General features: G+C 70.4%; 14 protein-coding genes. 8 read left to right on the top strand and 6 right to left on the bottom strand.

Going from position 1 to position 17693, the window contains the following annotated elements:
* The first annotated feature begins 592 nt into the window (after positions 1-592).
* The 3 genes from HEP85_RS35445 to HEP85_RS35435 all read left to right on the top strand — a co-directional run bounded on the left by HEP85_RS35445 (position 593) and on the right by HEP85_RS35435 (position 4569).
* Positions 593-2521: an N-acetylmuramoyl-L-alanine amidase gene (locus HEP85_RS35445; protein ID WP_168531587.1), complete on the top strand. Its 1929-nt coding sequence runs from the start codon at positions 593-595 to the stop codon at positions 2519-2521.
* A gap of 170 nt (positions 2522-2691) precedes the next feature.
* On the top strand, positions 2692-3198 hold the full coding sequence (locus tag HEP85_RS35440; protein WP_168531586.1) for a DUF6584 family protein: 507 nt from the start codon (positions 2692-2694) through the stop codon (positions 3196-3198).
* Between the two features lie 474 nt (positions 3199-3672).
* Entirely contained in the window at positions 3673-4569 is an 897-nt protein-coding gene (locus tag HEP85_RS35435; protein ID WP_168531585.1) for an RNA polymerase sigma-70 factor, read from the top strand.
* Positions 4570-4645: 76 nt separating this feature from the next.
* Here HEP85_RS35435 and HEP85_RS35430 read toward each other — a convergent pair whose 3' ends face one another.
* Complete coding sequence (locus HEP85_RS35430; protein ID WP_248002546.1) at positions 4646-5017, bottom strand: cupin domain-containing protein; 372 nt, start codon at positions 5015-5017, stop codon at positions 4646-4648.
* A gap of 437 nt (positions 5018-5454) precedes the next feature.
* Between HEP85_RS35430 and HEP85_RS35425 the strand changes: the two genes are divergently transcribed.
* A complete protein-coding gene (locus tag HEP85_RS35425) occupies positions 5455-6201 on the top strand; it encodes an SDR family oxidoreductase (protein ID WP_168531583.1) in 747 nt (248 codons plus the stop codon).
* 921 nt (positions 6202-7122) lie between these two features.
* Complete coding sequence (locus HEP85_RS35420; RefSeq protein ID WP_168531582.1) at positions 7123-7284, top strand: hypothetical protein; 162 nt, start codon at positions 7123-7125, stop codon at positions 7282-7284.
* A gap of 409 nt (positions 7285-7693) precedes the next feature.
* On the opposite strand, the gene HEP85_RS35415 is transcribed toward HEP85_RS35420, so the two are convergent.
* The 3 genes from HEP85_RS35415 to HEP85_RS35405 form a co-directional block, all read right to left on the bottom strand.
* Positions 7694-8698, bottom strand: coding sequence for a zinc-binding dehydrogenase (locus HEP85_RS35415; RefSeq protein ID WP_369658147.1), 1005 nt, complete (start codon positions 8696-8698; stop codon positions 7694-7696).
* Between the two features lie 86 nt (positions 8699-8784).
* Positions 8785-10068, bottom strand: coding sequence for an MFS transporter (locus HEP85_RS35410; RefSeq protein ID WP_168531581.1), 1284 nt, complete (start codon positions 10066-10068; stop codon positions 8785-8787).
* Between the two features lie 521 nt (positions 10069-10589).
* The gene (locus tag HEP85_RS35405; protein ID WP_168531580.1) at positions 10590-11537 is read right to left on the bottom strand and encodes a GlxA family transcriptional regulator; all 948 of its coding nucleotides are present in this window, start codon (positions 11535-11537) and stop codon (positions 10590-10592) included.
* Between the two features lie 70 nt (positions 11538-11607).
* Here HEP85_RS35405 and HEP85_RS35400 point away from each other — a divergent pair, with 70 nt between their 5' ends.
* Both HEP85_RS35400 and HEP85_RS35395 read left to right on the top strand, forming a co-directional pair.
* Positions 11608-12558, top strand: a complete 951-nt coding sequence (locus HEP85_RS35400; protein ID WP_329528196.1) for an NADP-dependent oxidoreductase — start codon at positions 11608-11610, stop codon at positions 12556-12558.
* Positions 12559-12813: 255 nt separating this feature from the next.
* Complete coding sequence (locus HEP85_RS35395; RefSeq protein WP_248002204.1) at positions 12814-13194, top strand: anti-sigma factor antagonist; 381 nt, start codon at positions 12814-12816, stop codon at positions 13192-13194.
* A 119-nt stretch (positions 13195-13313) separates the two neighbouring features.
* Here HEP85_RS35395 and HEP85_RS35390 read toward each other — a convergent pair whose 3' ends face one another.
* Complete coding sequence (locus HEP85_RS35390; protein WP_168531579.1) at positions 13314-14231, bottom strand: class I SAM-dependent methyltransferase; 918 nt, start codon at positions 14229-14231, stop codon at positions 13314-13316.
* 272 nt (positions 14232-14503) lie between these two features.
* Entirely contained in the window at positions 14504-15457 is a 954-nt protein-coding gene (locus HEP85_RS35385) for a ribose-phosphate pyrophosphokinase (RefSeq protein WP_168531578.1), read from the bottom strand.
* 245 nt (positions 15458-15702) lie between these two features.
* On the opposite strand from HEP85_RS35385, the gene otr(A) reads away from it, so the two are divergent.
* Entirely contained in the window at positions 15703-17559 is a 1857-nt protein-coding gene (otr(A), locus tag HEP85_RS35380) for a tetracycline resistance ribosomal protection protein Otr(A) (RefSeq protein WP_168531577.1), read from the top strand.
* Positions 17560-17693: the final 134 nt, after the last annotated feature.

The following is a 17693-nucleotide window of genomic DNA, read 5'->3' as shown; positions in this document are numbered from 1 at the left end:
CTCGAGCAACATGGCGTCTCGCCTCCCATCCTGGGGTTCTCGCGGCACCGGGGGTGCCACGGCGTTCAGTCCAAGCTGCGGTTGCACATCGGGCTGACTTGATTTTCTGCGTATACCTGAATGACTGGACGGCACGCTGATTTGTGACAGCCATCACATCGCCGAGCGACGCGCTGAACCGCGTGACGGAGACCGCCCGGACAGCGAACCCCTGGTGGCCGCGCAGGATCTCGGACCCTTCCGAGTCGGTGCGCTCGAGTGCCGAGCGGCACTACCCGGTCTCCGAGCCGTCGGCGAGCAGGCCGACGCCACTCTCAAAGGCCGGAGGCCTGCCGCGCAGACCCCGTCCCGGCACCACCCGCGTCACGGATCGGGCCGGACCCGCACGTCCAACCACCGGACGTGGAACCGACGACCACCCGCAGCCGTCCTGAACCTCCGGATCGAGTACCGCAGATGTCACAACTGGCTCAGCCCGCCGGTCATAGAGTTGTCGGCGCATCGAGTCGGCGACATCCGTCCTCCTGCTCGATCGCCTGGTCGTGGCCTACTTGACGACCACTCATCTCGAATTTCCCTAAGGATCAGCATCTTGCATCAGAGGAAGAAGCGGCTGCGGCTCTCGACCGTGATCGCCGTCAGCGCACTGGCCGCAGGCGGCCTGGCCACCCTGCCGTTCACCGCGCTGGCCGACACCACCGGTGACGCGGCCAACGCCTCCCGGCAGCAGGACTTCGCATCCGCCGCCGCCCAGTACCACATCCCCCTCAACGTCCTGCTCGGCGTGGCCTACCAGGAGTCGGGGTGGCGGTCGCACGGCGAACTGCCCAGCACCGACGGCGGCTTCGGGCCCCTGCACCTCACCGACGTGACCCCCGCCATGATGGCCGGCGGCGACGCCGGCGCCGCCGGACGCGACGACCTCGCCTCGCTCGCCGCACAGCCGGCCCTGCACACCCTGCAGGCCGCCGCGAAGCTGACCGGCCTGTCCGTGGAGACGCTGCGCAAGGATCCGGCCGCGAACATCCGCGGCGGTGCGGCACTGCTCGCCTCCTACCAGGAGAAGTTGACCGGCGGCACGCCGTCGGACGCCTCCCAGTGGTACGGAGCCGTGGCCCGCTACAGCCAGTCGACGCAGAAGCAGGCGGCGGTTCGCTTCGCCGACCGGGTCTTCGACACCATCCGCGACGGCGCGGCCGGTGTGACGGAGAACGGCCAGCGGCTCCGGCTGGCCGCCGCCCCGCAGGTGCGTCCCGAGGACGCGCAGGTGGACCGGCTGCACCTGAAGGCGGCGGCCACCGCCGACACCGAATGCCCGGCCAGCGTGGACTGCACGTTCGTGCCCGGTTCCGCGGCCGGCGGCCAGGTCTCCAACCGGCCCGCCAACGGCATCAGGATCGACACCATCGTCATCCACGACCTGGAGTCCACCTACCAGGCCGGGATCAACACCCTCTCCGACCCGAAGAACGCCGCCTCCACGCACTACGTGATGCGGTCCTCGGACGGTGCGGTGACCCAGATGGTGCCCACCAAGGACATCGCCTTCCAGGCCGGGAACTACTCCACGAACCTGCACTCCATCGGCATCGAGCACGAGGGCTACGCGGCCGAGGGCGCCACCTGGTACACCGAGGCCCAGTACGAGGCCACCGCCGACCTCGTCAAGTACCTCGCCGGCCGGTTCCAGATACCCCTGGACCGTCAGCACATCATCGGGCACGACAACGTTGCCGGACCCAACTCCTCCCTGGTCTCCGGCATGCACTGGGACCCGGGCAACGGCTGGGACTGGGACCACTTCATGCGCCTGCTCGGCCATCCCCTCAGCGGCGTGCACGCCGTCCCCTCCGTGGGCTCGGTCGTGACCATCGACCCGTCCTTCGCCGACAACGTGCAGAGCGTCAACGTCTGCCCCGCCGACGACCCCACCGGCTCCACCCCCGCCTGCACCGACAAACAGCAGGCGTCGAACTTCGTGTACCTGCGCACCGCCCCCGACGCCACCGCCCCGCTCTTCGGCGACCAGGCCATCCACCCCACCGGCGCGGGCACCAACCGGATCAACGACTGGGGCAGCACCGCGCAGACCGGCCAGCAGTTCGTCGTCGCCGACGTCCAGGGCGACTGGACCGCGATCTGGTACAGCGGCGCGGAGGTGTGGTTCCACAACCCCGGCGGCCAGAACACCAAGTGCGCCTACGGAGTGAAGATCATCAAGGCCGCGGGCACCACCCCCACGGCCGTCTACGGCTCCAGCTACCCCGACAAGTCGGAATACCCCGCGGGCCTCGGCGCCTCCACCCAGGCCCCCCTCAGCATGTACACCGTCCCGGCAGGCCAGGCCTACGTCGCCACCCAGCCCCCGGCCGCCACCGATGACTACTTCACCTCCGGAGCAGTCGTCATCGGCGCCAAGAAGATGTACACCATCCAGTACAACCACCGCGTAGCACTCGTCTACGCCAACGACGTCACCGCCACCACCGCCATCCACCACTGGGAAGACGGCGCAAACTGACCGCCCCGCCCACTCCTTGAGGGGCCCGGCCCGGTGGCGTGCCACCGGGCCGGGCCCCTCACCCGTACGAAGCCCGTGGCCACGCGATGTGACCACCGGGGGCGCGCGGGCAAGTGCTGAGAGGAGAAACCAGGTCGACCGCGGTCACCGGGATACACGATCATGCGCGTATGCCTCTCAGAGACACCCTTGCCCGAGTCGACGCGGACCTTGCCGCCGGCCGGGTTCCGGTAGCGCGCCAGCGCCTGCGCGGGCTGGTGTCGTCCTTTCCGAACGACCTGAAGCTTCGCCGCCGCCTGGCCGAGGTGTACCGCCTGTACGGGGACCCCGCGGAGGCCGGTCGCTGGATGTACCTCGAGCAGGACCGGGACGCCGCTGAGACCTCCGCCTTCGAGGCGAGATACCGCACACCTCCGCAGCGGATGCGCGCCCTTGCGTGGCACGGCCCCGAGTCGCTTGCCCGATCGACGTTCGCGAGGGAGCAACTGGCGGCGGTGCGGGCAGCCTGCTCCGATGACATGGGACGCCCTGTCGACTGGGACACGGTGCCGCCCGGCTCGAAGGCGGACAGCGGGCGAAGTGGCTTCGCCTGCTTCCTGACAGGGGCAGGCTGCCTGGTGGCGGTCCTCGCGTTCCTCGCGATCTGGGTGAACGGACTCGTTGCCCTCTTCGACTGACTCCGCTCGCCGCGGGACGGGTCCCGCGCCGCCCGGTCGACGCGGGCGGCACGGGACGCGTCAACGGCGCCGTGCGCTCACCCGCGGAGTTCGGGTTCGATGCACCCGACGGTCGGGCCGGCTGTCGTGTCGTCCCCGTCAGGCGTCCGCATCAGGCTCTGCGCCTGTGCCTTGAGCGCGTACATCGTGCCTGTCGCGGCCCCCAGCGTTCTCGGGCCGCCGTTGAACGCCTGGCCAGTTGGTGGAGCAGCAGGTATGACCGGATCGCCGCCGGATCTGTGACAGCCCCGACGAGATCGGTGGCGATCCGCACCTTTTCGGTGGCCGTGACCGCGAGCTTCACCTGGCTCGCCCCGCCGGGGGCAGCGCCGACTCGGGTGAGCGTCGGGGCCGGAAGAGACCACCCCCCTTACTCGGACATTTTTTGTCCGTGAGAATATTTGCGTCGTGGCGGTCGCGAACTGGAGGACACCTATGCACGCCGGGGATGACGCAGACTCCCTAGACCGGGCAACGAGGGATTTCGTCGCGGCCCGTCCCCAGCTCTTCGGTATCGCGTACCGCGTGCTCGGCAGCGCCGTGGAAGCCGAGGACATCGTCCAGGAGGCCTGGCTGCGGTGGCAGAGCACCGACCGCACCGACATTCGCGAGCCCGCGGCGTTCCTGGCCACGGTCACCGCCCGCCTGGCCATCAACCTCGCGCAGTCCGCCAGAGTGCGGCGTGAGACGTACATCGGACCCTGGCTCCCGGAACCGGTCGACACCAGCGTGGACCCGCAGTTGGGCGCGGAACGGGCCGAGGCACTCGACCTGGCCGTTCTCTTCATCCTGGAGAAGCTGAACCCCGTCGAACGGGCCGCCTACGTCCTGCGGGAAGCCTTCGACTACCCCTACGGACAGATCGCGGACATCCTCGAGACCAGCGAAGCCAACACGCGTCAGCTGGTGAGCCGCGCCCGCAAACACCTGTCGGCGGAGCGCAGGGAACCGGTCAGCCCCGACGCTCACCGCAGGCTGCTGGAAGTCTTCCTCGTCGCCGCCCAGACAGGCAGCCTGTCGGCCCTCGAGGAAGTACTCAGTGCCGATGTGGTCAGCTACGCCGACGGCGGAGGCATCCGCGGGGCATCGAAGATCCCGGTCGTCGGCCGTCCCCACGTCTCCAAGTACCTCGTCGCCTTCGCCCCCCGATTCTGGCCGGAGACGGACATCCGCTGGGTCGAGAGCAACGGCAGCCCGGCCGTCCTCGTCTCGTCCCACGGAAACCCGATGGTCCTGCTCTCCGTGGACACCTCGGAACGCGGCATCGAACGCATCATGTGGGTCATGAACCCCGACAAACTCGGCCCCTACGTGGCATCACTTGACAAGTGATGCCCTCATGAAGGGATCTCTGCCGCGCCCTCCCACGAGCGGACGGGTCCATCGGTCCGGGTGAGGGGGCGCGGGGTCAGGTGGTGGGGCGCGGGGCGCGCAGATGGGCACGCTGGGCGAGTTCTGCCTCGTCGACCAGTTCGAGCATCGGCCTGCCCGGCGCGCACAGCATGGTCACCACGAAGCGGGTTCGGGCGTCGGCCAGCGCGTTGCCGTCCTGGTAGTGGATGGCGTCGCCGCCGGGCTCCCAGAACGTACCGCCGGCCTCGATCACGCGCTCCGGCTCACCTTCGAGCTCGAAGCGAACCGCCCCCTCGACGACGTACCCGAACGCCGGGCCCGAGTGGCGGTGCGGAGGGGTTCCCGGATCGCCGGGCTCCCATTCGGCGTGGATCGTCATCGCCGAGGCACCCTCGGGGACGGTGATCGGCGACGCGTCCTGCAGCATCTTCGCGGCCCGCGTCCAGCTCGGCCCGTCCTCGCCGTTCCCGTGTCCGTGCCCGCCGTGCGCGTGGTCGTGCGCTGAGTCCTTGTCCGACACTGTGTCGCACCTTCCGTAGATCATCCACATGGCCGGCCGCGAGGCCCCGTCTCCGGTTGCCATGACCGTTTTCGTGATGACCGGGTGACCCGCGGATCTGTGACACGGGTCAGGGCCTGGTCCTGTCCGGGTCACATGGTCGACGGCGCGTGGCAGGGTGCCGCGGCGTGCCGGCTCCACTCCGCTGAGCAAGCACGGCGAGTGCGGTGTCACACGGAGCACCGCTGCCCTGTCTCTGTTCGTACAGACACTGCCGACCTGTGCGAACGAGCCCCTGTCCGGGGTGGACCACGTCGCCGGCTGCGGCGCGCCGCACAGCGGCACCTATCCGAGAGGACCCCATCATGAAGGTTGTAGTCATCGGCGGAACCGGACTCATCGGATCGAAGCTGGTGGGCAAACTCGCCGAACACGGCCACGAGGCGGTGCCGGCCTCTCCCAACAGCGGTGTGAACACACTGACGGGTGAGGGCGTGGCCGAAGTCCTGCGCGGAGCCCAGGTGGTGGTGGACGTCTCCAACTCCCCCTCGTTCGCGGACGACGACGTCATGGAGTTCTTCCGTACCTCCACCACGAACCTCCTGAAGGCCGAGAAGGAGGCCGGCGTGACCCACCATGTCGCGCTGTCCGTGGTCGGCACCGAACGCCTGCAGGAGAGCGGCTACTTCCGTGCCAAGCAGGTGCAGGAGGGGCTGATCAAGGAGTCCGGGATTCCCTACTCCATCGTTCACGCCACGCAGTTCTTCGAGTTCATGAAGGGCATCGCGGAGTCGGGCACCCAGGGCGACACCGTGCACCTCGCCCCGGTCGGGATCCGCCCCGTCCACTCCGACGACGTCGCCGCCACCGTGGGCGCCACCGCCGTCGGCGCACCGGTCAACGGCGTGGTCGAGGTGGCCGGTCCCGACACGTTCCAGCTGGACGAGCTGATCAGCAAGGGCCTCGCGGCCAAGAACGACCCCCGTACGGTCGTCGCCGACCCCAAGGCTCCCTACTTCGGCGCCCAGCTGCAGGAGACCACCCTGCTCCCCGGCCCCGACGTCCGCATCGGCAAGGTGCGTTTCGCCGACTGGGTCGCCCAGCAGCAGTAGTCCCGCCCCGGCGTGGCTCCACTGCCGGGGCCCTGCCTCCCGCGAAGGCCGCTCCCGCACCGCACACCGGATGCGGCGGCGGCCTTCGTCTCGGGGGCGACCGGTCACCACGCCGCACTGAGGGCCGCGTCCGCCACGGCGGCGACGCACGCCCGCGTCCGTGATCGCCCCGATCGGACACGTGGAGCCCGTACCGCGGCGCATCCGCGGGCTGATCGGTGGCCGCACCGTCTTCGACACCCGGCGCTATACGTGTCGGAGTAGCTCGCCTATCCCCGGTTCAGCATCCCGGTCGAGGACATGGCCGAGGTTGTACTGACGGACGACGAAGCCAGTCCACGGGTCCGCTCAGCGGAATCCTGGCCGCTCGGCCCACGGAATCCTGACCACGACGTCCACCATCACCTCGCCACAGAACACTTGGCACGGGCGCTGAGAACCCGTCCGTGAACCCCGGGCGATCCCGCGGTGACTCGATTGTCAGTGGTCTGTCGTAGCCTCCGGCGGATCAGAGGATCTCGCCAGTGCCACTCTCGCGGTGGACTGGCTCTCGAAGCCGGAGATGTCCATGCCGTACATAGACGACGTCACCTCACCGTGGAGCAGGATCCGCCGATGGCTGCGGGACCATGCCCCTGCCGGCGCGCAGGCACTCAACCCCCCGGCCACCGACCCCTAACCTGGACTCCGACATCTTTCCCGTCGGCAAGGTCTTTCTCGACTGCCGGAGCATCGTCGACCACCACCGGCAGTTCCTCCGTATCGCCGATGACATCGGCGATACGGACTATTGGAAACCTTCGTGGATCCCCGTCCTGGCCGAAGCGGACGGGCACTACGGACTGCTCCTCGACGCCGGTCGGGCCGTCGGGAGTGGCACGGTCCTGTACTACTGCGAGACCGAGTACGCCAAAGGAGCACGTGCAGGTCGCGAACCGTCTCGAGACCGTCTTTCGGCAGATCGACTCCGAACCCTATGAGGCTCAGGGGGCGTTCTGGGCGTCGTTTGTCCACGATGTCTCCATCGGTGATTTCTCGACCGAGGACGTCGACTGGTGGCCTCCGGATTCCGAGATGGAGTGATGGCCCGAAGGGGGCTGATCCGGCGCGGACGCAGCCCGTCATGATCGTTGGCGGTGCATGGTGGGCAACGGATTGGTACAGCAGTTTCCGTGGCGCTTGATCGGCAGGTCCGCGAGCGACTCGTGAGGACGGTGGCTTCAGCCAAGTCCGAGGTGCGGGCGGTACTGCGTGCCCGGATCGTGCTTGCGGCGGCAGACGGGATTGCCAACAGTGCGATCGCTCGGGACTGGACGTCAGCGTCAAGACAGTGCGCAAGTGGCGCGGCCGGTTCGCTGCCCTGGGCCTGAACGGCCTGCGGGACGCCGAACGGACAGGACTTCACCGCCTTCCTGGAACGACTCGACCTGGCCATCGCACCCAGCTAGGAGATCCACGTCGTCCTCGACAGCGGCTCGTCGCACACCGCGCACTAGGTACTGGACACCACGCCCACCTCATGCCGGACCCGGACGACGAGTTTGCCGGTGGCGCGGTCGTGCTCCATGTCGTCGTGGGCCTGCGGCACCTGCTCCAGGCCGTCGTAGACGCGGTCCACGGGGAAGGCCAGCCGGCCGGCCGCGACCGCGTCGAGGATCTCCTGGAAGGCCTCCCGCGGCAGGTCGGCGGCGTCGCCGAAGTAACCCGCCAGGCGCACCCCTCTCGGCAGGTACTCGTTCGGGGAGAAGTCGCGCACCGTCCACTGGTTGGAGAGGCTGCCGCCGAAGCAGGCCGTGCCGTGCACGCGCACCGCGCGCAGTGTGTCGGGCAGGGTCGGAGTGCCGACGAGATCGAGGGCGGCGTCGACGCCGTCCGGGTACAGCTCGCGCACCGCGGGCGCGACCTCGCCGGTGTCGAGCAGCGGGTGGTCGACACCGTGCCGCTTCAGCGAGGCCAGGCGGCCGGGCCGCCGGGTGGTGGCCAGCACCGTGGCGCCGCGCCAGGTGGCCAGCGCGGCGGCCGCCAGGCCCACCGAGGAGGTGCCGCCGCGGATCAGCACGGACTGACCGGGCCGCAGGTCCAGACCGACGGTGAGCGAGCCGTACGCGGTCTGCACCATCTCCGGCAGGGCGCCCAGCGACTCCCAGGGCAGGTCGGTGTCGACGGGGATGACCTGGGCCAGCGGCACGGACGTGTACTCGGCGTAGCCGCCGTCGTAGGTGCGCCCCATGTCCCCCATCATCGCGACGACCTTCTGCCCCACGGCCAGCCCACTGCCGGCCGGAGCCGCGTCGACGGTGCCCACGGCCTCGATACCCGGCACTCGGGGAAAGCCGACGCCCACGCTCAGACCCAGTCGAAGTTTCAGCTCCGAGCGGTTGAGGCCGAACGCCTCGACGCGGATGCGTACCCAGCCGTCCCGCCGGGGCGGGAGCGGGAGTGTGATCAGACGCAGATTGTCCACAGGGCCGGGGGCGGAGAGCTGGACAGCGCGCATAGTGGTCGGCGAGGACGTCACGGGCCTGCCTTCTTCCCTGGGGAGGAGAGTCGGTCGGCGGTGGTCAACATGCGGCCGCCGCGGATTCATTCCCAACTCGCGCTGATCGCCGCCCGGTTGCGGATGTCCTCCTCCTCCCGGACAGCGCCGGCGACCACGGCCGTACGGTCGCCGCCTCGGCGGACGTGCACGGCGTGCCGGACGAGGACGATTCCCGCGAGCAGCACGAAGCCCAGTCCGCTGCCCACCACGCCGCCCCATCCGAACGCGGAGAACATCACCCCGGCGACGGCGGATCCGAGGGCGCCTCCGGCGAACACCGCGAAGATGTAGACGGTGTTGAGGCGGGCCCTGATCGCGGGCTGCGCGCCGAAGATACGCGCCTGGTTGGCTATCTGGCCGCTGGTGGTCCCGTAGCCGAGAAGGTTGCAGCCGACGGCGAGGGCGATCAGCGACTGGCCGGCGAACCCGAACAGGGCGAAGGCGAGCAGCGTCGACGTGAGCGCCAGGGCGTTGACCCTTCGCGCGCCCCAGCGGTCGGTGAGTCGCCCCGAGTAGCGGGCGGCCAGTGCTCCGGGGACGCTGAACAGGCCGAAGAGGCCGATGACTGCGGGTCCCAGCGCGATCGGGGCCTCGGTGAGGTGGAAGGCGAGTGACGACCAGAAGGCGGAGAAGGCCGCGAAGACCGTCGCTCCCAACGCGGCCGAAAGCCGCAGCGGCGCGTGCTCGGTGACCAGCCTGGGAAGTGAAGCCAGCAGGCGGAGATAGCTCTGCCGTGGTCCGGCCGGGGACGGCGGCTCGGCGGGCATGTAGCGCGGCAGGACCAGGAGCAAGGCGCCGGTGGCCACGGCGGCGACGGCGAAGCCGGCCCGCCAGGTTCCGGTGGCCTCGGCGATGAGGCCGGAGGCTGTGCGCGAGAGCAGGGCTCCCATCGTCAGGCCGGTCCCCACCGCCCCGAGGACCCGGCCGGCATGGCCCGGAGTCGCCATGGAGACGATGGTCGGCATGATGACCTGCGGGAGGACGGTGCTGGCGGAGAGTACGAGGGTGGCCATGCTCAGCAGGGCGATCGACGGGGCGGCGGCGCCCGCGAGGAGGGCCGCGGCGGTGACGACCAGCAGCAGGGTCGACAGGCGGCGAAGCCGTACGCCGTCAGCGAGCGGCACGATGGCGATGATGCCCAGCGCGTAGCCGATCTGCCCTGTCGTGGCCACCAGTGCGGCAGTTGAGGACGATGTGTGGAAGCCCCGGGCGATCTCGTCGAGGAGCGGCTGGGTGAAGTAGATGTTGGAAACGGTGATGGCAGTCGCCGTGGCGAAGACGGGGATGGTTCCCCGCTTCACGTCCGGGCGGGTGGCTGGACTGGTCATGGGGTTGGTCCTCATGTGCGGGATTCACTGCTGTGACGGGCCAGGACGCGATCGCTGGCAGGCGGACCGCGGCTGCCGGCCGAAGAGGCGCTCCTCCGCGGCCTGCGGTTCGCGACACCTCGGCGCTCCGTACGGGCCTCGCCCTCGAAGCGGGCAGTCGGCAGACCTGTCCCCAGGGCGGCGCATGCGGCGAGCGACGCGGTTTCCACTCCATTGTGGATGATACGAAACATCCAGAAATCAAAATGACGCGAGTCGCCCCGAAAGTCAACCGAAGATCGCGGAAAGCTCCCGCACCGGGCATGGGTGCATGACGCACATCATCCAGATGCGCCATGACCGTGCCGCGTGGCCCGCACATGGCAGAGCCGGCCCGGAACGCTCACCGGCGAAGAGGGCGTCGACTCGGACGCGAAGAGGGAGCACCCGGCACGAAAGAGCGTCGGGGAAACGCCGAACGGCCCTTCGTCGTACGAGCCACGCGCGTGGCTCGTACGACGAAGGGCCGTTCGTCCGTCAGGTCAACGGGCCGCGTGGAACGTACGGCGATAGGCCTGCGGCGAGACGCCGATCGCCGCGTGCAGGTGCTGACGCAGGGAGGTGCCGGTCGCGAAGCCGACCTCGCCGGCGATCTGGTCGACCGAGAGGTCGCTGGCCTCCAGCAGATGACGGGCCCGGGTGACGCGCTGCTGGATGAGCCAGCGGCCGGGGCTGAGACCCACCTCGTCCTGGAAACGCCGGGCGAAGGTGCGCAGGCTCATCCGGGCGTGACCGGCGAGGTCGGCCAGGGACAGCGGATCACCCAGGCGGGCCAGTGCCCACACACGGGTCGCGGCCGTGCTGGTCGCCACGGGGTCGGGAACGGGCTGCTCGATGTACTGGGCCTGACCGCCGTCGCGCCAGGGCGGCACCACACAGCGCCGGGCCACACTGTTGGCCAGCTCGCTGCCGTGGTCCTTGCGCAGGATGTGCAGGCAGATGTCGACCCCGGAGGCGGCACCGGCGGACGTGAGGACCGTGCCGTCGTCCACGAAGAGGACGTCCGGATCCAGGTCCACCCCGGGATACGTACGGCGGAACTCGTCGGCGAGCTGCCAGTGCGTGGTCGCCCGCCGGCCTTCCAGGAGCCCGGCCGCCGCCAGCACGAACGCGCCGGTGCAGATGGAGACGAGACGGGTGCCCGGCCGGATGAGCGCGAGCGCCGCGGCGACCTCGGCGGGCAGCTCCGCGGTGACGCTCGAAGGCGTGATGGCCGGGATCACCACCGTGTCCGCCGTGCGCAGCACCTCGGGGCCGTGCTCGACGGTGATCGAGAAGTCCGCGTTGCTGCGCACCGGCTCGCCGTCGACGGTGCAGGTCAACACCTCGTACCGGCCGTCCGCCGCACCGAGGATCCGGCTGGGGATGCCGAGCTCGAAGGGGTAGACGCCGTCGAGCGCCAGGACGACCACTCTCTCCACATGCCGCATGGCACGATCCTATCGGAGATTGGCAATCGTGCCATTTCACGGAGCGTCCGGCCCCGGCAGGCTGGGTGTCATGAGTACTAAGAACACGATGCGCGCGATCAGTCAGGACGTTCTCGGCGGACCCGAGGTCCTCAAGGAAGTACAAGTGGAGCGACCGGTTCCCGGGCCCAGCGAGGTGCTGGTGCGGGTGCGGGCGGCCGGGCTCAACCCGACCGACTGGAAGCACCGGGCGTCGGGCCTGTTCCTGGGCGAGCCGCCCTTCGTCCTGGGCTGGGACGTGTCCGGTGTGGTGGAGGCCGTCGGTATCGGCGTCACCATCCACGCGCCGGGCGACGAGGTCTTCGGCATGCTGCCCTACCCGTTCGGGCACGGCTCGCACGCCGAGTACGTGACCGCTCCCGCGCGTTCCTTCGTGCGCAAGCCGGCCGGCATCGACCACGCGGAGGCCGGCGCGCTGCCGCTGGTCTCCCTCACCGCCTGGCAGGCACTCGTCGAGACGGCCGATGTACGGCCCGGGCAGCGCGTACTGATCCACGCGGCCGCCGGCGGAGTGGGGCATGTGGCCGTGCAGATCGCCAAGGCGCGGGGCGCGTATGTGATCGGCACCGCGAGCGCGGGCAAGCACGAGTTCCTGCGCAAGCTGGGCGCGGACGAGCTGATCGACTACCGGGAGACCGACTTCACCGAGGCCGTCCGGGACGTCGACGTGGTCCTCGACACGATCGGCGACGACAACACCTTCCAGTCACTGCGGGTGCTGCGCGAGGGCGGGATCGTGGTGTCGATCCTGCCGGTGGGCCCGGAGGAGCTGTACGAGGAGGCCGCGCGGCTGGGCGTACGGGCGGCGCGGATGCTGGTGGAGGCCGACCACGCGGGCATGCGGGCGATCGCGGATCTCGTCGACAAGGGCCTGCTGCACGCGACGATCGCCGGTACGTTCCCCCTGGCCGATGCCGCCGAGGCGCACGCACTGGGAGACACCGGCCGGACCGTGGGCAAGCTGGTGCTGCTGGCCGACTGACGCCGAACGTGGGCACGGGCGCGATCATCCCGCCCGTGCCCATGCCCCGTGATTCCTCCGCACCACCCGGTCCCCCCACCGCCCGACGTGCGCACCGAACAGACGACTCGAGGACTCGTCGCCCAAATCGAAGACATATGTCAATCGAACATGCTGAAATTCACTCCAACGAGGGTAACTTGCAGAGCAGGGGCCGGAGTTGTGGGTCCCCGGCCATCAGGAGCGGTTCAGCAGCCGGTTGGAGGCGATGTCGTCGTGACCCACGACCCCGCGCCGCCGCACCGGCATCTGCGCGTCCGTCGGGACCGCGGCCACACCGTGCTGGAACTCCACGGGGAGATCGACATCCTCACCGCCCTGGCGATCACGCCGTACCTGGACTCGGCCACCGGTCGGCCGGAGCCACGGGTCGTGATCGACCTGCGGCCCGTCGAGTTCTTCGACTGCTCGGGGCTGCGCCTGCTGTACCGGGCCAGGAGCCGGGTGCTGGCCCGGGGCGGACGGCTGCACCTGGTCTGCGACCGTCCGCTCACCCTGCGCATGCTGCGGGTGACCGGCCTCGACCGCCTCCTGCCGCCCTCCGCGTCGCTCGACGAGGCGCTGGGGCAGCCGGAGGCGGCGTCGGGCACCGTATGACGGCGGCCCCGCCGACCCCGGACCGCATTCGTCGGCAGCCGTCCGGGTGGAGAAGAGGCCGAAGTCGCCTCTGGAGGCTGTCTCCTGACCGGGGTGGTACGTCAGATCAAATCCGCACGTCAGTGGCTCTCCGCGACGGCTACGCGACCTGACTGCAAGGATTTCCGCCCGCGTGCCGGGCTGCCGAGGGTGTGTGCGACGGTGAGGAGGTTGTCGTCCGACACCACCCGCAGGCCGTACTCCGCGAGCAGTGCGGCCATCCGCTGCGGCGTCCACAGCGAGCGCCACGGCTCGCCCGAGGTGACGGAACTGCCGAGCACGCGTGTCAGCAGCCGGCCTGCGGCCGCCCTCGCCGACGGCGCCTGGTAGTTGACGACGAGTGCGCTGCCCGGGACCGTCCGGGCTGCGAGTGCGGCGACCGTGGCGCGCACCTCGTCGCGCGTGAGGTACGGGACGACGCCCTCCCACAGCCATGTCGTCGGCGAGGAGGGGTTGTGCCCGGCGGCATCCAACGCCGCACCGAGGTCATCGACGGCGAAATCGACCGGCGTGAACCGCACGGAACGGGCGACGGCCGGCAGCTCGGCGGCGGGGCGACTGCTCTCCTCCGGTCCTCCGAGGACTGACGTGGCCTCGGCGAGGCGGGCGCGCTTGTCCTGCTGGGAGGCCGGATGGTCGACCTCCCACACATCTGTCCGCGCGAGCTCGGGCAGACGCCACGCGCGCGTATCCAGACCGGCTCCGAGGATCACGAGCTGGCCGCTCACGCGGGCGCACAGGGCCTCGTCGATCGCGACCGTCCGCGGCACGACGACCTCTGCGCACGCCCGCACACTCTCGTACCCGGTGCGCTCCCGCCAGCCCTTCGGCGGAGTGTTCGCGCGCACCTCGTCCACGGGCGTACGTTCCGCGACGCGCAGCAGCCGTACAGCCACCGGATCCGCGAACCGGCCGGTGGCGGCCCTCCCGTTCGCGGCCGCCCGCCCCTGGCAGACCAGCACCGCCGTCCGGCTCGCCGCACGCCCGCTCTCGCTCATGGCGCCATATTCAACACCACCCCCGCGGCGGCCGTCGCCGCCCCGTACGCGGACCAGGCTGCGGTCCCGCCTCAGCTCCCGTTGCGCGGGGAAACCCGCGACGGCTCCATGTGCGCTGGGCCGAACTTCGCCCGGAGCAGGCCGGTCATGACGGCGGTCCGCACGCTGGGCCGGTCCGCCCGCCGGACTGCCCGTCCCCCGAGGTCACGCGCCACGAGGGCTGATGTATTGCCGAGGGACAGGCTTGCTTGCCAAGTCCCTCTTTCTCGCGCCTATTCGCTCTGAGGCGCGTCGAACAGGGCGCTGACGGACTCACCGTTGTGAATGCGCCGCACGGCCTCCGCGAGTGCCGGGGCGATGGACAGGATGCTCAGCTTCTCGGTGTGCTCCTCGTGCGGCACGGGCACGGTGTTGGTGCACACGATCTCCAGCACGTCCTCCTGCTCGCTGAGCCGCTTGAGCGCGCCCGCCGCGAACAGCCCGTGGGTGCAGGCGACCCGGATCGAGCGCGGCCCCAACTCCCGCAGCCGCTCCAGCAGTTCGAGAACGGTGCTGCCCTTGGCGATCTCGTCGTCGAGCACGATGACATCGCGTCCGGCGATCTCACCGATGACGGAGCTGATGCTCACCCGGTCGTCGGCGAACCGCTGCTTGGCACCGGCCGCCACCTGGGCGCCGATCAGCCTCGCGAAGGCCGCCGCCTCCTTGGCGTTGCCCAGATCGGGCGACACCACCGTCGTACGGGACAGGTCGTGCCTGCGGAAGTGCGCGGCCAGCTCGCGCAGCGCGTGCAGATGGTCGACCGGCACCGAGAAGAATCCGTGGACCTGCGGGGAGTGCAGCGTCATCGCCAGCACCCGGCTCGCCCCGGCCGCCACCAGCAGGTCGGCCACCAGCCGCCCGCCCATGGAGATCCGCGGCATGTCCTTCTTGTCCGAACGTGCATACGAGTAATGTGGCATCACCACCGTGATCCGCCCGGCGGACGCCCCCCTGGCCGCGTCGCACATCATCAGCAGCTCCACCAGGTGTTCCTGCACCGGAGTGACGAGCGGCTGCACGAGGAACACGTCACGCTCACGGCAGTTGGCCTGGAGCTGCACCTCCAGGCAGTCGTTGGCGAACCGGCTGACCCGGGTCGGGCTGAGGGGCACGCCGAGATGCGCGCAGACCTCTGCCGCCAGCTCGGGATGGGCACTACCGCTGAACACGGCGATGTCACGCACGACCGCTCCTCGCAAGATCGAACCGGGTGCGCCGCCGGCTGGCATGATCGCCGGGATGCGTGCTTCATCGTACTGGGCCCCGACCGGGTACCCCACCGGGGAAAACCGGTTGCGCACAGTCACCGTCCGCACGCCATGATGGTCCCGCCCCGCGCTCCTCACCCTCGTGGAGAACGACATGCGCCGATTCCTCGGAACGTCTCAACACCCCCGCCGGACGACCATCCCCGAGGACCGCACCACGCATGCACACCCTGAACATCGGCATTCTGGCCCACGTCGACGCCGGTAAGACCAGCCTCACCGAGCGGCTGCTGTTCGACGGCGGCGCCCTCGACCGGCTCGGCAGTGTCGACGCGGGCGACACCCGCACCGACGACGGCGAGATCGAGCGCCGGCGCGGCATCACCATCCGCTCGGCCGTCGCCGCCTTCACCGTCGGTGACGTCCAGATCAACCTGATCGACACCCCCGGGCACTCCGACTTCATCGCCGAGGTCGAGCGGGCCCTGGAGGTCCTGGACGGCGCCGTACTGCTGCTCTCCGCCGTGGAGGGCGTGCAGGCGCAGACCCGCGTGCTCATGCGGACCCTGCGACGGCTCCGGCTGCCCACGCTCGTCTTCGTCAACAAGATCGACCGGACGGGAGCGCGGGAGGAGGCGCTGCTCGACGACGTCCGGCGCCGTCTCACCCCGTACGTCGTCCCGCTCACCCGTGTGCGGGACATCGGTGGACCCCACGCCCGTGTCGTACCGCGTCCGCTCGACGAGTCGGCGATCGGCACACTCGCGGAGGTGGACGCGCACGTCCTCGCCGGGGTCGTGGACGGTCCCGCGCCGACCCCGCAGGCGCTGGACGCCGCCCTCACCGCGCGCACCGCCGACGGCTCCCTCCATCCGGTCCTCTTCGGATCCGCCCTGGGCGGCCAGGGTGTTCCCGAGCTCGTCGAGGCGCTGGTGCGGATGGTGCCACGGCCGCCGGCTCCCGACTCCGGACAGCCGCGCGGCACGGTCTTCGCCGTACGGTCCGGCCCCGGCGGTGAGCGCACCGCCTATCTGCGCCTGTACGAGGGCGAGGTGACGCGGCGTCAGCGGCTCACGTTCCTGCGGCGCGAGGCCGACGGCCGCACCTGCCCGGTGCCCGGCCGCGCACGTGAACTGGACGTCGTCGGGCGGCCCGGGGCGGCCGCCCTCACCGCGGGCGACATCGCCGCGCTCCGCGGCGTGAGCGGCGTCCGTGTAGGCGACCGGCTCGGTGACGCCACCGACCGTACGCCGCAGTTCGCCGCGCCGACGCTGGAGACGGTGGTCCGGGCGAAGCACCCGCACCAGGCCGCCCCGCTGCGCTCGGCACTGCTCGCCCTGGCCGACCAGGACCCGCTGCTGCGGGCCCGCCCCGCCCCCTCCGGTGCCACCTCGCTGCTCCTCTACGGCGAGGTCCAGCTGGAAGTCCTCGCGGCTACGCTCGCCCAGGACTTCGGCATCGAGACGGAGTTCGAACCGAGCCGGGTGCGGTTCCTGGAGCGGCCGGACGGCACCGGGGAGGCGTGCGAGGAGATCCAGCGACACGATCACCTCGGGTACTGGGCGACCGTGGGCCTGCGCATCGGGCCGGGACCGCTCGGTTCGGGCGGTGTCTTCACGTACGAGACCGAACTCGGCGCTCTTCCGCGCGCCTTCCACCAGGCGATCGAGGACGCCGTCCACGCGACCCTGCTCGCCGGTCCGCACGACCGGCCGGTGACGGACTACCGCGTCACCCTGATCCGCTCCGGATTCGTCGCACCGCTCAGTACGGCCGCCGACTTCCGGGGCCTCACCCCCCTCGTGCTGCGGCGCGCGCTGGAGCGGGCGGGAACGCGGGTGTACGAGCCCTGTCACACCTTCGAGGTGGAGGTCCCGCTCGACGCGCTGGCCCCGGTGACCGCGCAACTCGCCTCAATGGGAGCCGAGTTCGGGGAGACCACCGGTGGGCGCACCTCCTGGCTGGTCACCGGCGAGCTGCCGGCCCGGCGGGTGCGGGACATGGAGCTGCGGCTGCCGGGGCTCACCCACGGGGAAGGCGTCTGGTGGTCACGCCCGTCGGGCGACCGGCGCGTGTAGTCCGGCGGTCGCCGCGGGGGCCGGGAGCTCACCCTTCCTGCCCCCGCACCTGCCCCGCCACGGAAACCCGTGCACCCCGCACTGATATTGGGCCGCCAACGGAAGGGTCTAGCAACGGGATTGGCGGGCATCCG

Source organism: Streptomyces sp. RPA4-2 (genome assembly GCF_012273515.2).
Lineage (GTDB): Bacteria > Actinomycetota > Actinomycetes > Streptomycetales > Streptomycetaceae > Streptomyces > Streptomyces kaempferi.
The sequence above is the reverse complement of the archived record's forward strand: the minus strand, read 5'-3'. Positions and strand labels throughout refer to the sequence as shown.